Raw genomic sequence first — 15,184 nt, forward strand, 5'->3', positions numbered from 1 at the left:
GGCTCACTCGCCGCGGTACAGCTCGCGCTTGTCGATGTAGCGCACAACTCCGTCCGGCACCATGTACCAGATGGGATCTCCCTTGGCGACTCTCGCACGGCACTCTGTGGAGGAGATGGCCAGCGCGGGAACCTCCACCAGCGAGACACCGCCCTCCGGGAGACCGTGGTCGGTCAGGTGGTGGCCGGGCCGGGTGCAGCCGATGAAGTGCGCGAGGGAGAAGAGTTCCGCCGTGTCCCGCCAGGTCAGCAGTTGGGCCAGGGCGTCGGCGCCGGTGATGAAGAAGAGGTCCGTGTCGGGGTTGAGTGCGCGCAGGTCGCGCAGGGTGTCCACGGTGTAGGTCGGGCCGCCGCGGTCGATGTCGATGCGGCTCACCGAGAACTGCGGGTTCTCGGCGGTCGCGATGACCGTCATCAGATAGCGGTCCTCGGCCGGGGAGACATGGCGGTGGGTCTTCTGCCACGGCTGGCCGGTCGGGACGAACACCACCTGGTCCAGGTGGAACTGCGCGGCGACCTCGCTGGCCGCCACGAGGTGCCCGTGGTGGATCGGGTCGAACGTTCCGCCCATGACGCCGAGGCGGCGCTTGCCGGGGTTCGACGGGCCGTTGCCGGGGCCGTTCGCCCGTCGCGGCTGCGCGGCGGGGCCGCTCTCCGGACGGTTTTCCGTGCCGTCCGCCGTGCCGGTCGCCGGACCGGTAGGCATGTCCTGCTCTCCCATGCGTGCAGACCCTACCGGCCCGGCCTGAGAAGCCCACCCGGGCCGGTGCCCGAGGGCGACCCGGGCGAGGCTCAGCGGTCGCGGTTGAAGCGGGTGGTGATCCACAGCAGGAGCAGCAGGATGAACAGGGCACCGCCGCCGGTGACGTAGGGGCTGAGGCTCTCGTGGTTGCCGCCGTGCTCCTCGCCCTCGGCAGCGAGGGTCACCAACTGGGCAGCAGCGCTGTGGAAGCTCGTCATCGACAGAACCTATCGGTGTGGGCCGGATAAAGACGTCCGCTCATCGTAAGCGGGCGCCTTCACGGCGATCACGCCGACTCCGCCGTTGGGGAACCCGGGGCGGTCCTCAGTCGTCCTTCTGCTTGTAACCCCGCAACAGGAACCACCCGGTCAGCGCGCAACCCACCATCATCACGATCAGTACGACCCGGAGCAGATTCCCCGGCCCCTGGTGCTGGGCGGCGCTCGCGGCCTCGGTGAGCCAGGCGGCTGCGGGGCTGTGATCCATGGTGCTGGACTCCTTCGGTGTAGTGCCCGTCCACGGTAACTCCGCCTAGGCTGGGGCTTGCTTCGGGGGCGCAAAGGGCCGCACAAGGGTCCGCAAAGGCAACTCTCACGCACATGGGGGAAGACATGCCCGATGACGGCCACGAGCACAACGGACACGAGCACGTACCGAGCAGGCAGCGCCGGCGCTTCCCGGGGATCTCCTCGCGCGCGTACGAACACCCGGCGGACCGTTCCGCTCTGGTGGCGCTGCGCAAGCTGAGCGGATTCGACACGGTCTTCAAGGCGCTCAGCGGGCTGCTGCCCGAGCGCAGCCTCAGGTTGCTGTTCCTGTCCGACTCGGTGCGCGTCTCGGACCAGCAGTTCGCTCACCTCAACGACATGCTGCGGGACGCCTGTTACATCCTGGACCTGGAGAAGGTCCCGCCGATGTACGTCAACCAGGACCCGCAGCCGAACGCGATGTGCATCGGCCTTGACGAGCCGATCATCGTCGTCACCACCGGTCTCGTCGAGCTGCTCGACGAGGAGGAGATGCGGGCGGTCGTCGGCCACGAGGTGGGCCACGCGCTGTCCGGCCACGCCGTGTACCGCACGATCCTGCTGTTCCTGACCAACCTGGCGATCCGGGTCGCCTGGATCCCGCTGGGCACCCTCGCGATCATGGCGATCGTGACGGCGCTGCGCGAGTGGTTCCGCAAGTCGGAGCTGTCCGCCGACCGGGCGGGGCTGCTGGCCGGCCAGGATCTGCAGGCCTCGATGCGCGGCCTGATGAAGATCGCGGGCGGCAACCACCTGCACGAGATGAACGTGGACGCGTTCCTGAAGCAGGCCGAGGAGTACGAGGCCGGCGGCGACCTGCGCGACTCCGTGCTGAAGATCCTGAACCTGCTGCCGCGATCCCACCCGTTCACCACCATCCGCGCGGCCGAGCTGAAGAAGTGGGCCGAGTCCCGGGACTACCAGCGGATCATGGACGGCCACTACCCGCGGCGCACCGAGGACAAGGACACCTCGGTCTCGGACTCGTTCCGTGAGTCGGCGGCGAGCTACGCGACCAATGTGAAGGGCTCCAAGGACCCGCTGATGAAGCTGGTCAGCGACATCGCCGGCGGGGCCGGGGACCTGGGCGGGCGGGTGCGGCGCGGCTTCGGCGGCTTCGCGAGTTCGGCGCCCTCGCAGGAGCGGCCGACGACCGACGAGCCGCCGGCCGACGAGCCGCCCGCGGACGGTCCGCCGACGGACACGCCGCCGCGCGGAGACGGCTGACCTGCGGGCCGGGACCGACGGGGCGGAGACGCCCGCCCCGTCGGCGACAGCTCACTCCTCCAGGCGGCTCATGCCTTCGGCGGGCTCACGCCTCCGGTCGGCTCATGCCCCCGGTCGCTCACACCTTGGCCCGGCTCACACCTTCGGCCGGCTCACACCTTCGGCTGTGCGCTGGGCGCCAGCGCCCCGCACAGGGCCGTCGCGCCGCCCGTGGCATACGGGTCGGTGCCTGCCGGGCCGCCCGCCTTGGCCGTCTGTCCGGCCAGCAGCGGGTGGAGGTGGTTCGTGGAGTCCTCGGCGCAGGACAGCGGGCCGGCCTGGACGTAGGAGACGACGAGCTGGGCCTGGCGCAGGCGCAGGTCGTCGCGGTCGAAGCGGAAGTGCAGCTCGCGCCGGACGGTGAACAGGGAGGCCTGGGCCCTGGCGTCGGCGCCGGTCGGCCTCAGCGCGTAGACGAAGGTGTGGTCCGCGGTGACCTCGAGGGTGGCTGCGTCGGTCTCGGTGGCCTGCAGCGTGCCCTCGACGCGGATCTTGGTGTCGGCGAGCTGGGCGCGGGTCTGGTCGAGGCGAACCATCCAGCCGGTGGGCTGGTGACGCCCGTCGGCGGCCGGGTGCTCGAAACTCTGGTCGAACTGGTCCAGCTGGTCGCCGTCGAGCAGGACGCGCACGGAGCGGACGTCCTGGCTGCTGATCACGGCGGGTGACAGTGAGGACCGCACGATGTAGTCCTTGGCGGTGGTCAGGGCGGCCACCACCTGGCTGTCGGAGAAGTGCGCGGTGCGCCGCGAGGCGGGCAGCGGTATGCCCTCGGCCCCGACGCGGAACTGCGCGGCGGGGCTGTGCGCGTACAGGTACTCGGGATCGACCGCGCCGGGCACCCTGCCCTGCGGGGAGAGCGGGATGACGGTCATCCGCAGGGGCTCGACGGGCTGCCGGGCCGCGGGGGTCTGGTAGGGGTGCCGTACTCCCATGTAGATCGCGGTGCCGAAGGCCACCGCGATCAGGAGGACGAGGATCAGCGCCTGCCGGGACAGGCCCCGGCGCAGTGGCGGACGGCGGCGGACGGCGGGTGCGTGGTCGGCCATGCGCTCGTCCGCGGAGAACTCCTGGAGGCGGGCAGCGCGGACGAACGACTCGTCGAAGACGACGGATCGATACTCGTCCTCTCCACCTCCGGGGGCGCCCTCGGGTGTCCCCTCAGGTGGGTCTCCAGGCCCTCCCATATCTTCAGAGTAGGTCTCCGGGAGCCCCGGTAAACGCCCCGCTACACGACAAGTTCTGACAGGTTCTCACCAGGTTCGAAAGTGAGCGCGACGGAGCCGCTCCGGGGGCCGCTCAGGGGGTGCGCGGTATCACCGAGAGGGCTGGCTGAGAGTTGTCGGCGGAAGCGGAGGGCGGCGCCGCGCTGCCCTGCTCCAGGCCGGTCGAGGCGGGCGCCGGCACCTGGTCCCGGCTGCCCGAGGAGGCACCTCGGTAGACCGCGGCGAAGGCCAGTGCGACCATGCCGATTCCCATCACGAGGGCGAGCATCCACGCGACGGGGCGATGCCAGCGGACCTGTTTCCCGTACGTCCCCGGGGCGCCGTAGCGGCCTTCGAGGACGTCGGTGTCGTCCAGGTCGTCGAGGTCGGGATCATGGCCGAAACCGGTGCCGGCGTCGCGGCGGTATCCGTCCTCGTAGCGCTCGCCCCTGCCGTGGGCCCTGCGGGCTTCCGCCTCGGAGGCCTCCGCTCTCGCCTGGGCAGCGGCAAGGAGGCGTTCGACGGCGGTCGGCTCGTGTACCACGGCCGCCCGTACGAAGGCCTCGTCGAAGACCACGGAGGCGAACTCTTCGTCCGACACCCCGCGGTCGTGTTCGTCGTCGGGCTCCCAGCCGTCAGGGAACGGCGTACCCCCCACGTCCTCCGGCACCCCTCCAGAGTAGACCTGGGGGGTGAATTTGGGCAGACGGTATGGAAATTCATCCGTCTGCTGAGACATTTCCGGTCGGGGTGCCGCATCAGCGCCGGATCAGCGCCGGATGTGCCCGTCCCCGGTGACGATGTACTTGGTGCTCGTCAGTTCCGGCAGCCCCATCGGCCCGCGCGCGTGCAGCTTCTGCGTGGAGATGCCGATCTCCGCACCGAAGCCGAACTGGCCGCCGTCGGTGAAGCGGGTGGAGGCGTTCACGGCGACGGTGGTGGAGTCGACGAGCTGGGTGAAGCGGCGGGCGGCCTGCTGGGAGGTCGTGACGATCGCCTCGGTGTGACCGGAGGACCACAGCCGGATGTGCTCGACGGCCTTGTCCAGGGAGTCGACGACGGCGGCGGCGATGTCGTAGGAGAGGTACTCGGTGTCCCAGTCCTCCGGTGTGGCCTCGACGACGGTCGCCTTGGAGTCCTTCGCGTACGCCAGCACGCGCGGGTCGGCGTGCACGGTCACCCCGGCCTCCGCGAGGGCGTCCAGGGCCCGCGGCAGGAACTCGGAGGCGATGTCCTGGTGGACGAGGAGGGTCTCGGCGGCGTTGCAGACGCTCACCCGGTGGGCCTTGGAGTTGATCAGGATGTCGACGGCCATGTCGAGGTCGGCGGCCGCGTCGACGTAGACGTGGCAGTTGCCGGTGCCGGTCTCGATGACGGGGACGGTGGCCTCGGAGACGACCGTCTGGATCAGGGAGGCACCGCCGCGCGGGATCAGCACGTCGACCAGGCCTCGGGCGCGCATCAGCTCACGCACGCTCTCGCGGCTCTCCCCGGGCACGAGCTGGATGGCGTCGGCGGGCAGCCCGGCGCCGCCCACGGCGTCGCGCAGCACCCGTACGAGGGCGGTGTTCGACTCGTAGGCCGAGGCCGAGCCGCGCAGCAGGACCGCGTTGCCGGACTTCAGGCAGAGCGCCGCCGCGTCCACGGTCACGTTCGGGCGGGCCTCGTAGATGATGCCGACGACGCCCAGCGGGACGCGGACCTGGCGCAGGTCGATGCCGTTCGGGAGGGTCGAGCCGCGGACGACCTCGCCGACCGGGTCGGGCAGCGCGACGACGTCCCGTACGTCCGAGGCGATCGCGCGCACCCGCTCGGGCGTGAGCGTCAGCCGGTCGACGATGGCCTCGCTGGTGCCGGCCTCGCGGGCCTTGGCGATGTCCTTGGCGTTGGCCTCGACGATCTCGCTCGTACGGACCTCCAGGGCGTCCGCGACGGCGAGCAGCGCGTCGTCCTTCACCGCGCGCGGCAGCGGGGCGAGGTCGGCGGCGGCGGCCTTGGCGCGGTAGGCGGCCCGGGTGACCGGGGACATGGAGTCGTACGGCGAAAGCGTGGTCATGAGGGAAGCGTAGTGCGCTGTACGGGCTCGTCCACCGCGCGTTCCACACCCCGAGACAAGCCCCGCACAGCCCGTATTGCCCGCATACCCCTCAGACCTCGCAGACCTCGCAGGCCTGTCAAAACGGGTGGACGCCCACCGGGCTGGCCGGTGGCGGGCCGTAGCCCTCGGCGAGCCGCTGGTGGTAGGTCTCGCGGTCGATGACCTCCAGGCCGACGATCTCCCAGGGCGGCAGCTTGGCGGTCTGGCGGTGCTCGCCCCACAGGCGCAGGGCGACGGCGGCCGCGTCGTGCAGATCGCGGGCCTCCTCCCAGTAGCGGATCTCCGCGTGATCGCCCGCGTAGCGGCTGGTCAGGAGAAAGGGGTGGTCGTGGGCGAGCTGTTCGAGGCCTCGCCGCACCTCCTTCAGCGGCGCCTCCCCGCCGGAGACGCTGAGGGTGACATGCCACAGACGCGGCAGGTCGGCCGGTTCCTCGTACCGGTCGCCGGCCGCGACGCTGGTCAGGGCGCGCTCCTCGCCGCCCGCGCGGGAGGCGGCGCCGTCGCGGGACGCCGCCGCCCCAGGGCGCACTCGTCTCACGACGGCCTCCTTTACGCAATGGTCGAGCGATGCTCGCGCGGAATCAGTCCCTGAGACAAAGTTGAGCAGGCCGGGGGGGTCCGTGGGGCGGTTTTGCGGAACGTCCACCTGAGGGACGGGCCGTTTTGCGGGGCGTTCCCCCCGTTTTCGGCTCCCGTGCCCGTCCTCTTCCGCTTCCGCGGGCGTGCGGAGCGGTCAGGGGTGCAGGATCACCAGGTCGTCCCGGTGGACGACCTCGCGTTCGTACGCCGGTCCCAGTTCGCGCGCCAGTTCCCGGGTCGAGCGGCCGAGGAGCTGGGGGATCTCCTTGGCGTCGAAGTTGACGAGCCCGCGGGCCACCGCGTGCCCCTCGCCGTCGCGCAGCTCTACGGGGTCCCCGGCGCTGAACTCGCCCTCCACCGCGGCGATTCCGGCCGGCAGCAGCGACTTGCGGCGCTCGACCACCGCCCGCACCGCCCCGTCGTCCAGCGTGAGGGAGCCCTGCGGGGTGGAGGCGTGCTGCAGCCACAGCAGCCGGTCCGCGGAACGCCTGTCCGCGGGGTGGAAGTAGGTGCCGGTGTCGTTGCCCTGCAGCGCGTCGCCGGCGTGGATCGCGCTGGTGAGGACGACCGGGATGCCGGCGGCGGCCGCGATCCGGGCCGCCTCGACCTTGGTGACCATGCCGCCGGTGCCGACGCCGGCCTTGCCCGCGCTGCCGATGTCGACGTGCGCGAGGTCCCCGGGCCCGTGGACCTGAGCTATCCGCGAGGTTCCGGGCTTGCCGGGGTCGCCGTCGTAGACGCCGTCGACGTCGGACAGCAGCACCAGCAGGTCGGCGTGGACGAGGTGGGCGACGAGGGCGGCGAGGCGGTCGTTGTCGCCGAAGCGGATCTCGTCGGTGGCGACGGTGTCGTTCTCGTTGACGATGGGGAACGCGCCCATCGCGAGCAGCTTGTCGAGGGTGCGGGAGGCGTTGCGGTGGTGGGCGCGGCGGCTCATGTCGTCCGAGGTGAGCAGGACCTGTCCGACGCGGACGCCGTAGCGGGCGAAGGAGGCGGCATAGCGGGCGACCAGCAGGCCCTGGCCGACGCTGGCGGCGGCCTGCTGGCGGGCGAGGTCCCTGGGACGGCGGCGCAGGCCCAGCGGGGCCAGACCCGCGGCGATGGCGCCGGAGGAGACCAGGACGATCTCCTTCTCTCCCCCGCTGCGGCTCTTGGCGAGGGCGTCGACGAGCGCGTCGACCCGGTCGGCGTCGAGGCCGCCGGCCGCGGTGGTCAGCGACGAGGAACCCACCTTGACGACGATCCTGCGGGCCTCGATCACGGCCTGCCTTGCCCCTGCCACCTTGTTCTTCCGTCCCTCGCGCTCAGGCTTCCCCGCCCGGCAATCTACGCGAAGGGGACCGGGATGCGCGCGCCGGTCCAGTCCCCGGACAGGCGCCACGTAACCGTTCGCTCACGCGTCGCATACGGCAAAAAGGTTGCACTGGTTGCCTATAGAAATCAAAGTGCAGGTAAATCTAATTTGAACTCCGTGCAACCTACAGAAGTTCGCCGTGCAAGGCGCATCCTCCTGCGTTCGGGGAAGAGTCCCTTCGACGTCTTCCCCGTGGAGGAGGCCCTCGACCAGGACGTCATCGCCACCAACTCCGGCAACCTGATCTTCAGTGACGCCTCGCACAAGATCCTCGAAACACCGGGGACCGAGGTCGTCTCGAACACCATGCGGACCGAAGTGGCGGCGGCGGGCCTGATCAACGAGGAGTACGACGCGTTCGTCGTGCCGCTGGCCAATGCGTTCCGGCCGTCGTTCGAGGCCGGGCTGAAGCGGTTGACGCGGCTGATCAGCAGGCTCAAGATCCCGGTCGTGGTGCTGGGCATCGGTGCGCAGACCGGGCTGAACTACAACGCGGCCCGGCTGAAGCCGATGGAACCGGCCGTGCGCGAGTTCGTCTCCGCGGTGCTCGACCGCAGTGCCTCGATCGGGGTGCGGGGCGAGTTCACCGAGAAGTACCTCAAGGACATGGGGTTCAGCGACGTCGAGGTCATCGGCTGCCCGTCGCTGTTCATGTACGGCAAGGAACTGGCCGTGGACAAGCGGACGCCGGCCCTCACCGCCGGCTCCCGGATCGCGGTCAACGGCTCGCACAGCGCGGTGCAGAAGCAGGGTCTGGGCAAGGTCATCGACCGCGCCCACGCCCGCTATCCGCATCTGACGTTCATCGGCCAGAACCTCAGCGACGCGCGGCAGTTGCACTGGCGGGACCTGTCCCACCCGAACGCGGCGGTGACGGCGATCCCGACGCATCCCGACCACCCGATGTACCGGGAGGACAAGGTCCGGGTCTACGTCGACCCGGTCACCTGGATCGACGACCTGCGCGCGTACGACTTCTCCTTCGGGTCCCGCATCCACGGCAATATCGCGGCGCTGCTCGCGGGCACCCCCGCCACCGTGCTGTGCGGCGACTCGCGGACGCTGGAGCTGTGCCGCTACTTCGACATCCCGCACCGCCGCATCGACAGACTGCCCCCTGATCTGGACCCCGCGCAGCTCTACGAGGAGGCCGACTTCACCGGCCTGACCGGTGGTCACCTGGAGCGCTTCGAGCGGTTCACGGGGTTCCTGGACAGGAACGGCCTGGAGAACACGTTCACGCACGGCGACGGCGGCGCGGGCTTCGAGGCCCGGATGAAGGAGCTGGCCTTCCCGGCGGGCATCCGCCCCTGGAACGATGCCGACCTCGCCTCGCTCACCTCACGGTTCGGCTGGATGCAGAGCCGCATCACCGAACTGTCGCTGGACAACGCCCAGTTGAAGCGGGAGCTGGAACGAGGCACGGCCAAGCAGGGTACGGCGGCGCCGTCGACGTCCGTCTACCGCCGGGCCCGCCGCGTCGTGGGCCGCCCGATCCGACGTGCCCTGCAGTCGGGCCGGTAAGCAGCAGTCGGGCCGCTGAGCGGCGGTGGCGACGGGTCTGGCGGCGAGCACGCAACTCACCGACAGGCCCGCACCCGTCCACCCCGCATCCCGGGCAGCACGCCCGCCGCCCCGCGCAGAGGAGCTCTCGGGCAGCCGCGGTGCACCTCAGGCCGCCGCCGCGGTGCCCGTGCCCCCCGGCGTCCGCGGCCTGCTCGCCGTCGTCCGGGACCTGAGCACCCGGCGCGCCTTGCGGGCCGCGCGGCGCAGCACCGAGGCGGGCGAGTGCTCCCGGTAGCCCGGGACGGCGCGGGCCTCGCGGGGAGCGGCGAGGTAGACCGAGTCGGGGATGCCCGCCGCGGCGTCGCGGAAGAGCGGGTAGGCGAGATAGACGTGGCGGCCCTTCTTCTCCAGGAGCGCGGCCGGCTGCTTCTTCGCCTTGACGAACTCCACGACGCCGACGAGGAGTTCGGGGCGCTGTTCGGCGACCAGATGCAGCCTGAGCCGCTCCTCGACCTTCAGACGGCCGGCCACGCCCTCACCCCAGAACTCCTCCATCAGCGGCTTCGCCAGCTCGAACTTGTGCCGGCGGACCTTCTCGCTGTCCTTGAGGTACCGGGGACCGAACTGCGGGAGCAGCGTGACCAGGAAGGGCCGGATCATGAGCGCGTCGCGCCGCTCCCCCGCGGGGACCAGCCCGGCTATCAGGTTCATCAGGGCACGCGCTGAGTCGAAGCGCAGGGTGTAACTCCCGCTCTTCGTCACGTGTTTGCCGTCGTCCCGGCCGACCAGGTAGTAGCAGGTGTAGTCGGCCAGCACGGAGACGCCGTCCGACCGCAGATAGGCCTCCATCGTGAACAGCGCGTCCTCGCCGGTCCACAGGGACTCGTCGAAGCGCATGCCGTGCCGGTCCAGGAACTCCCGCCGGAACAGCTTCTGCGCGCTCAGCGTGAACTTGATGTTGGAGGAGAACACGTCCGTACGCTCGAACGTCTTTCCCCACATCGACTGCGGCGGCTTGCGGTTGATGCCCTCGACCCGGCCGAGGACCACGTCCGTGCCGTTGCGGTCGGCCATCGCGACCATCCGCTCCAGCGCCTGAGGGCCCAGCCGGTCGTCGGCGTCGAGGAAGAAGACGTAGCGCCCGGCGGCCTTGCCGAGCCCGACGTTGCGCGGCCCGCTCGGGCCGCCGGAGTTGTCCTGCCGGATCACCGTGACCGGCATGGTCACGCGCGCCGCGAACTCCTCCAGGTACTCCCCCGTCCCGTCGGTGGACCCGTCATCCACCGCGATGACCTCGATGCGCTCCGGGTCGATGGTCTGTGCCTCGACGGACGCGAGGCACTCGACCAGATATGGCATCGCTTCGTACGCGCCGATGATCACGCTCACATCAGGCTGCGCGACGGTCACATTTCCCCCTTGGTCACAGTGCATTTCCCCCGAATCCGCATATTCGCAATTTGTTAGACGGGTGACCACTTGAGGAGGTTGCCTTACCGCTTGGAATTGGTGACACACGTCACAGGGATCACACGGGCGGCGCAGGCCGCCGATGGAAGGGGCACCGAAAAGTACGCAGAACCGCCGAGAGTTACTCAGGACGCGGTGGGACCGAGCGGTAAGAAACGGTAAAGAGCCCGGCCCCGAGGATCACTCCTCGGGGCCGGGCTCTTGAGGTGTTTACGCGGGAGCGGAGAACGTCAGCGCGTGTTCGCGCCGCCCGTCTCCCCGGCCGCCGGCACCGGCTGGGCAGGCTGCGCCGGGGACAGCTGGTCCGACAGCTCGTCGGCGCCGACGGCGCCGGCCGCGGCCCGGGACTCCTGGCCGAGGTTGCGCGTCTGGGCCTTGAGCGCCAGGTCGGCCACCGCCCTGTTGAACTGCTCGATGGACGTGGGCTCGTCCGGTCCGAGCAGATACTCCTTGAGCTCCTTGCGGTCCTCCGCCAGCGTGTCGGCGGCCGGGGCGCGGACCGCACCCAGCAACTCGCCCAGTTCCGCGGCGCTGTTGGAGAGGATCACCGCGGCGCGCACGGCGGTGTTCTGCCGCTTGAACTCCTCGGCCCCCAGCTCGGCGGAGTCCGTGACCGCGTACGGCTTGCCGCTCGCGATGAAGTCGGAGACCACGGAGGAGATGTCGGAGACCATCGCGTCGCAGACGTTGAAGCAGTCGTACAGGCGCGGCTCGGCGCCCGCGATGACGCGGTGCTCGAAGCTGCCGAAGGAACGCCAGTACGCGTCGTTCCACTCGCCGCGCAGCCGGGCGACCTCCGCGTGCTTCTCGACGTCGACCACGCCGTCCCGCGTGGCCTCGGCCTCGTCGCCCTTGTCGCTCGCGGCGCCGGACAGCTCGGCGAGCCTGGCCTCGATACGGGCCAGTTCGCTCTTGGCCCCCGCCTGGGCGGCCGCGTCCACCGCGAAGCGGGAGTCGGCGGCACGCTCGGCGGCGGCCTTCTCGACCAGGGCGATGATGCGCTGGTGCGCGGCGCCCGCCTGCTTGCTGACGGTGCCGGTGAAAGGGTGCGGCTTGTACAGGACACGGACCGGCGGGTCGGCCTTCACCAGCTTCTTGACGATGTTCTCGCCGGCGAGCACGAGCGAGGTGTTGCCCGGGTTGCCGTCCCAGCCCTCCCAGGTGGGCGCGTACAGCACGGTCGGGCAGTATCCGTCGGCGGCCGCGCCGGGCGCGGGCGGTGCGTCCTGCCGGTTCTGGATCGGCGCCAGCTGCGGGCGGCCGACCTCCACGATGTCGTCGTCGCGGACGCCGACGTCGGCGATGGCGTAGCGGTCGCGGCCCGCGCGGCCGGCGGTCCACACCTCGTCGTACACCTTGCTGAAGGGGTTCACGCTGGCGAGCTTGTCGCTGTCACCGTGGCCGATGAAGACGTGCTTCATGGTGGGGACACGCAGCATGTGGATGTTCTTGCCGACGTTCGCCGCGTACAGCGCGACGCGCACCGTGGACAGCTCCATGTTCATCAGGTGCACACCGCCGGGCACGCAGATCACGGGGACGGTGGTGGGCGCCAGGCTCGTCAGGATGACCCGCTCGCGCAGGATGACCAGCGGCTTGGAGTCCAGCTGCTCCATGGCCTCCAGCCACATGTTGACCTGGTACGCGGAGTCCTTGGAGCCCGAGAAGTACAGCACCGTCTCCGGCTTGTACTCCCGCAGCCAGTCGTCGACGGCCGCGAGCACCTTCTCGGCGTTCGGCGGGATCTTGGTGCCTCGGACGTACGGCATCAGCGTGAGGACGTAGAGGCAGCCCAGGACCAGGGTGACGCCGATGCCGATGAAACCGGGCACGGCCGAGTCCAGGACGGCGGAGACGAGCAGGCCCGTGACAGCCGCGAGGTCGAGGTGGAGCATCTTCTCGGCGGAGCGGTTCAGCAGCCCGCGCGGCGGGGCGTCCGGGATGCGGACGCGCGAGGCCAGGTCGACGTTGCGGGTCGCGACCGGCATCCGGCGGCGGTTACGGATCAGCGTGACCAGGGCACCGTGCGGGGCCTGGAGGCCGTAGAAGGCGATGAAGCAGGCGATCGCGCCGTAGAAGATCAGGCCGTCCGAGAGGGACATCCGGGCCAGCAGCAGGACCAGCAGCAGCTGTCGGATCAGGAAACGGATCGACAGGCCGGCGCGGACCTTGCTGAGCCGGTTGACGAGGTAGCTGCCCTTGCGGTGCAGATAGTGGTCCGCCAGGTACGTCACGGCGGCCGCGGCCGCGAAGGCGTAGACGCTCGGAATGAGCGCGGCCAGCATGAGTGCCGGGAAGCCCAGCATCATGAGTGCCGCCGCGGCCAGCTCGGCCGCGCTGCCCACGCGGGCGACGCGAATAGCGGTGGATATCACGGAGAACCTGCTCTGGGATGGGGAGTGCCGGTTTTGTTCTGGAGTGCGCAGGGTTTAGGTAATTCGTCGGGTGTACGGATCAGGCCTCTGCGAGCACCCGGTCAATGCATTGCATTAACGCCGGAAAGCAGAGGCCTGAATAACGGAAGGCTAATTACCGTCGATTATTACACGCCGTCCTGGACGTCCAGAACCGAGGCCAGCGCCTGCTCGAAGCCGGAGGCCTTCGCCGCGCCCGCCGTCGGGTCCTGCTGGCGGACGTCGATGACGTGCCCGGTCAGCTCGGACAGCAGCACGTCGAGCGAGGTGCGGGCCACCGCCTCGGAGGAGAGCAGGGAACCCGTGGGCTCCTGGCCGAAGGCCTTGGTGCGCATGGGCGTCGCGGTGCGCTCCGGGTTGACGCAGTTGACACGGATGCCGTCGCCGGCCCACTCGTCGGACAGGGCCTGGGTGAGGTTCACCATGGCGGCCTTGGTCGAGGAGTAGAGGCTGTACTCGGCGCGGCCGCGGGTGTAGCTGCTGGAGGTGTACAGCAGCAGCTGGCCCTTGGTCTCCGCCAGGTACTTGTACGCGGAACGAGCGATCTGCACCGGCGCGAGGTAGTTGACCTTCAGCGCTTCCTCGATGGTCGCGTTGTCGGTCTCGGCCAGCTTGCCGATGCGCAGCACGCCCGCGGTGTTGACGACGTAGTCGATCCGGCCGGTCTCCGCGTACGCCTTGGACAGCGCGTCGTCGACCTCCTCCGGGTTCTCCACGTGCGTGCCGGTGGTGGAGCGGCCGAGCGCGTACACCTTGGAGCCGTAGGACTCGGCGAGCTCGGCGATGTCCTTGCCGATGCCGTACGAGCCGCCGAAGATGACGACCGTCTTGCCGGTCAGCAGCTCGCGGTAGGTCTCCTCGCTCACCTGCTCGGGCGTGGCGGTGGAGGCGAGCTGGAAGAGCTTGTCGGCGATGAAGACGTCGACCGGCTGCGTCACCTTCATGTTGTACTCGTCGCCCGCGACGACGTGGATCGGCACGTCCGGCAGGTACTTCAGTACGACGGAGCAGTCGTCGGTGGCCTGGAAGTTGGGGTCACCGGCGGCGACCTCGTAGGCGCGCTTGATCGTGGACAGCTTGAAGGCCTGCGGGGTCTGGCCGCGGCGCAGGCGGGAGCGGTCCGGGATCTCGGTGATGAACTCGCCGTCCTCGCCGTGCGTGCGCGTGACGATGATGGTGTCCGCGGACGGGATGGCGACGTCGACGGCCTGGAAGCGCTCCAGGGCGACCACGCAGTCGTCGATGACGCGCTGCGAGAGCAGGGGGCGCACGGCGTCGTGGAAGAGGACGTTGAGGTCCTCGCCCTCGGCCAGGCCCTCGCCGAGGGCCTCGATGGCGCGCTCGGTGGTCTCGTTCCGGGTCGAGCCGCCCTCGATGACCTTCTTGACCTTCTTGAACCCGGCCTTGGCGACGATCTTCTCGATGTCGGGGACGTAGCCCGGCGCCATCAGCACGATGATGTCGTCGATCGAGTCGGCCTTCTCGAAGGTGGTCAGGGTGTGCTCGACGACTGCCTTGCCGGCGATCTTCAGCAGCTGCTTGGGGATCGAGAGACCCACCCGCTGGCCGGTGCCACCGGCCAGGATCACTGCGGTGGTACGGGGCTTGGCTATGTGCTGGGACACAGAGGACCTACCTTGGGGCGTCAGGGAACCTGGAAATGGTCCCACTTGCGGTTACCGCTGTGCAAGGTGAGCGCCGTTCACTGCATATGTACGCGCCACCTGGGATTCATCTTGCACTGCTGGTGACCGCGGGAAGGCCGCGGGGAGCACCTGCCGAATTGCTGTGAGTAACTGCACAGGGGCTCAGTGCTGCCGCGGCTGCCTCGGGCAGCGGCGGCCGGACCGTCGACGGGTTCCACGAAGCCGTCAGGTGGTGAACCGTGCGCTCCGCCGGATCTCCGAGGACCCGTACGCCCATACGAGTGATGTGTTCGACCATCTCGGTGCCGATCCGGCGGCCGCCCGGGCTGTCGAGATCTTCACCTCCCGCGATACCGGGCTGCACGCGTTCTTCATATGCAT

At 69.9% G+C, this 15,184-nt stretch carries 13 protein-coding genes; 2 read left to right on the forward strand and 11 right to left on the reverse strand.

The features are described 5' to 3' along the window. Positions 1-3: 3 nt before the first annotated feature. From nadD to OOK07_RS13980, 3 genes are all read right to left on the reverse strand, one after another. Positions 4-720, reverse strand: coding sequence for a nicotinate-nucleotide adenylyltransferase (gene nadD / locus OOK07_RS13970; protein ID WP_266680277.1), 717 nt, complete (start codon positions 718-720; stop codon positions 4-6). A gap of 71 nt (positions 721-791) precedes the next feature. Next, positions 792-959: a hypothetical protein gene (locus tag OOK07_RS13975; RefSeq protein ID WP_266680279.1), complete on the reverse strand. Its 168-nt coding sequence runs from the start codon at positions 957-959 to the stop codon at positions 792-794. 106 nt (positions 960-1,065) lie between these two features. Then, the gene (locus OOK07_RS13980; RefSeq protein ID WP_266514220.1) at positions 1,066-1,227 is read right to left on the reverse strand and encodes a hypothetical protein; all 162 of its coding nucleotides are present in this window, start codon (positions 1,225-1,227) and stop codon (positions 1,066-1,068) included. Between the two features lie 125 nt (positions 1,228-1,352). Between OOK07_RS13980 and OOK07_RS13985 the strand changes: the two genes are divergently transcribed. Continuing rightward, positions 1,353-2,495, forward strand: coding sequence for a M48 family metallopeptidase (locus OOK07_RS13985; protein ID WP_266680281.1), 1,143 nt, complete (start codon positions 1,353-1,355; stop codon positions 2,493-2,495). Positions 2,496-2,647: 152 nt separating this feature from the next. Here the strand turns inward: OOK07_RS13985 and OOK07_RS13990 are convergent, their stop codons facing one another. From OOK07_RS13990 to proB, 5 genes are all read right to left on the reverse strand, one after another. Beyond that, positions 2,648-3,718, reverse strand: coding sequence for an SCO2583 family membrane protein (locus OOK07_RS13990; RefSeq protein ID WP_266680283.1), 1,071 nt, complete (start codon positions 3,716-3,718; stop codon positions 2,648-2,650). A gap of 112 nt (positions 3,719-3,830) precedes the next feature. Further along, on the reverse strand, positions 3,831-4,406 hold the full coding sequence (locus tag OOK07_RS13995) for an SCO2584 family spore wall biosynthesis protein (RefSeq protein WP_266680285.1): 576 nt from the start codon (positions 4,404-4,406) through the stop codon (positions 3,831-3,833). 99 nt (positions 4,407-4,505) lie between these two features. Continuing rightward, on the reverse strand, positions 4,506-5,792 hold the full coding sequence (locus OOK07_RS14000; RefSeq protein WP_266680287.1) for a glutamate-5-semialdehyde dehydrogenase: 1,287 nt from the start codon (positions 5,790-5,792) through the stop codon (positions 4,506-4,508). 118 nt (positions 5,793-5,910) lie between these two features. Continuing rightward, a complete protein-coding gene (locus OOK07_RS14005) occupies positions 5,911-6,363 on the reverse strand; it encodes a DUF8830 family protein (RefSeq protein WP_266683508.1) in 453 nt (150 codons plus the stop codon). A gap of 204 nt (positions 6,364-6,567) precedes the next feature. Further along, complete coding sequence (proB, locus tag OOK07_RS14010) at positions 6,568-7,674, reverse strand: glutamate 5-kinase (protein WP_266683509.1); 1,107 nt, start codon at positions 7,672-7,674, stop codon at positions 6,568-6,570. Positions 7,675-7,884: 210 nt separating this feature from the next. Here proB and OOK07_RS14015 point away from each other — a divergent pair, with 210 nt between their 5' ends. Next, the gene (locus tag OOK07_RS14015) at positions 7,885-9,291 is read left to right on the forward strand and encodes a polysaccharide pyruvyl transferase family protein (RefSeq protein WP_266680289.1); all 1,407 of its coding nucleotides are present in this window, start codon (positions 7,885-7,887) and stop codon (positions 9,289-9,291) included. A gap of 147 nt (positions 9,292-9,438) precedes the next feature. On the opposite strand, the gene OOK07_RS14020 is transcribed toward OOK07_RS14015, so the two are convergent. The 3 genes from OOK07_RS14020 to OOK07_RS14030 form a co-directional block, all read right to left on the reverse strand. Then, positions 9,439-10,683, reverse strand: a complete 1,245-nt coding sequence (locus OOK07_RS14020; protein ID WP_266796745.1) for a glycosyltransferase family 2 protein — start codon at positions 10,681-10,683, stop codon at positions 9,439-9,441. Positions 10,684-10,973: 290 nt separating this feature from the next. After that, positions 10,974-13,088: a hypothetical protein gene (locus OOK07_RS14025; protein ID WP_266801943.1), complete on the reverse strand. Its 2,115-nt coding sequence runs from the start codon at positions 13,086-13,088 to the stop codon at positions 10,974-10,976. A 197-nt stretch (positions 13,089-13,285) separates the two neighbouring features. Continuing rightward, the gene (locus tag OOK07_RS14030; RefSeq protein ID WP_266680295.1) at positions 13,286-14,782 is read right to left on the reverse strand and encodes a bifunctional cytidylyltransferase/SDR family oxidoreductase; all 1,497 of its coding nucleotides are present in this window, start codon (positions 14,780-14,782) and stop codon (positions 13,286-13,288) included. Between the last annotated feature and the right edge of the window lie 402 nt (positions 14,783-15,184).

Source organism: Streptomyces sp. NBC_00078 (assembly GCF_026343335.1).
GTDB lineage: Bacteria > Actinomycetota > Actinomycetes > Streptomycetales > Streptomycetaceae > Streptomyces.

Coding starts and splice junctions, on each gene's coding strand:
- nadD (WP_266680277.1), bottom strand. CDS start 720: ATGGGAGAGCAGGACATGCCTACCGGTCCGGCGACCGGCACGGCGGAC.
- OOK07_RS13975 (WP_266680279.1), bottom strand. CDS start 959: ATGACGAGCTTCCACAGCGCTGCTGCCCAGTTGGTGACCCTCGCTGCC.
- OOK07_RS13980 (WP_266514220.1), bottom strand. CDS start 1,227: ATGGATCACAGCCCCGCAGCCGCCTGGCTCACCGAGGCCGCGAGCGCC.
- OOK07_RS13985 (WP_266680281.1), top strand. CDS start 1,353: ATGCCCGATGACGGCCACGAGCACAACGGACACGAGCACGTACCGAGC.
- OOK07_RS13990 (WP_266680283.1), bottom strand. CDS start 3,718: ATGGGAGGGCCTGGAGACCCACCTGAGGGGACACCCGAGGGCGCCCCC.
- OOK07_RS14000 (WP_266680287.1), bottom strand. CDS start 5,792: ATGACCACGCTTTCGCCGTACGACTCCATGTCCCCGGTCACCCGGGCC.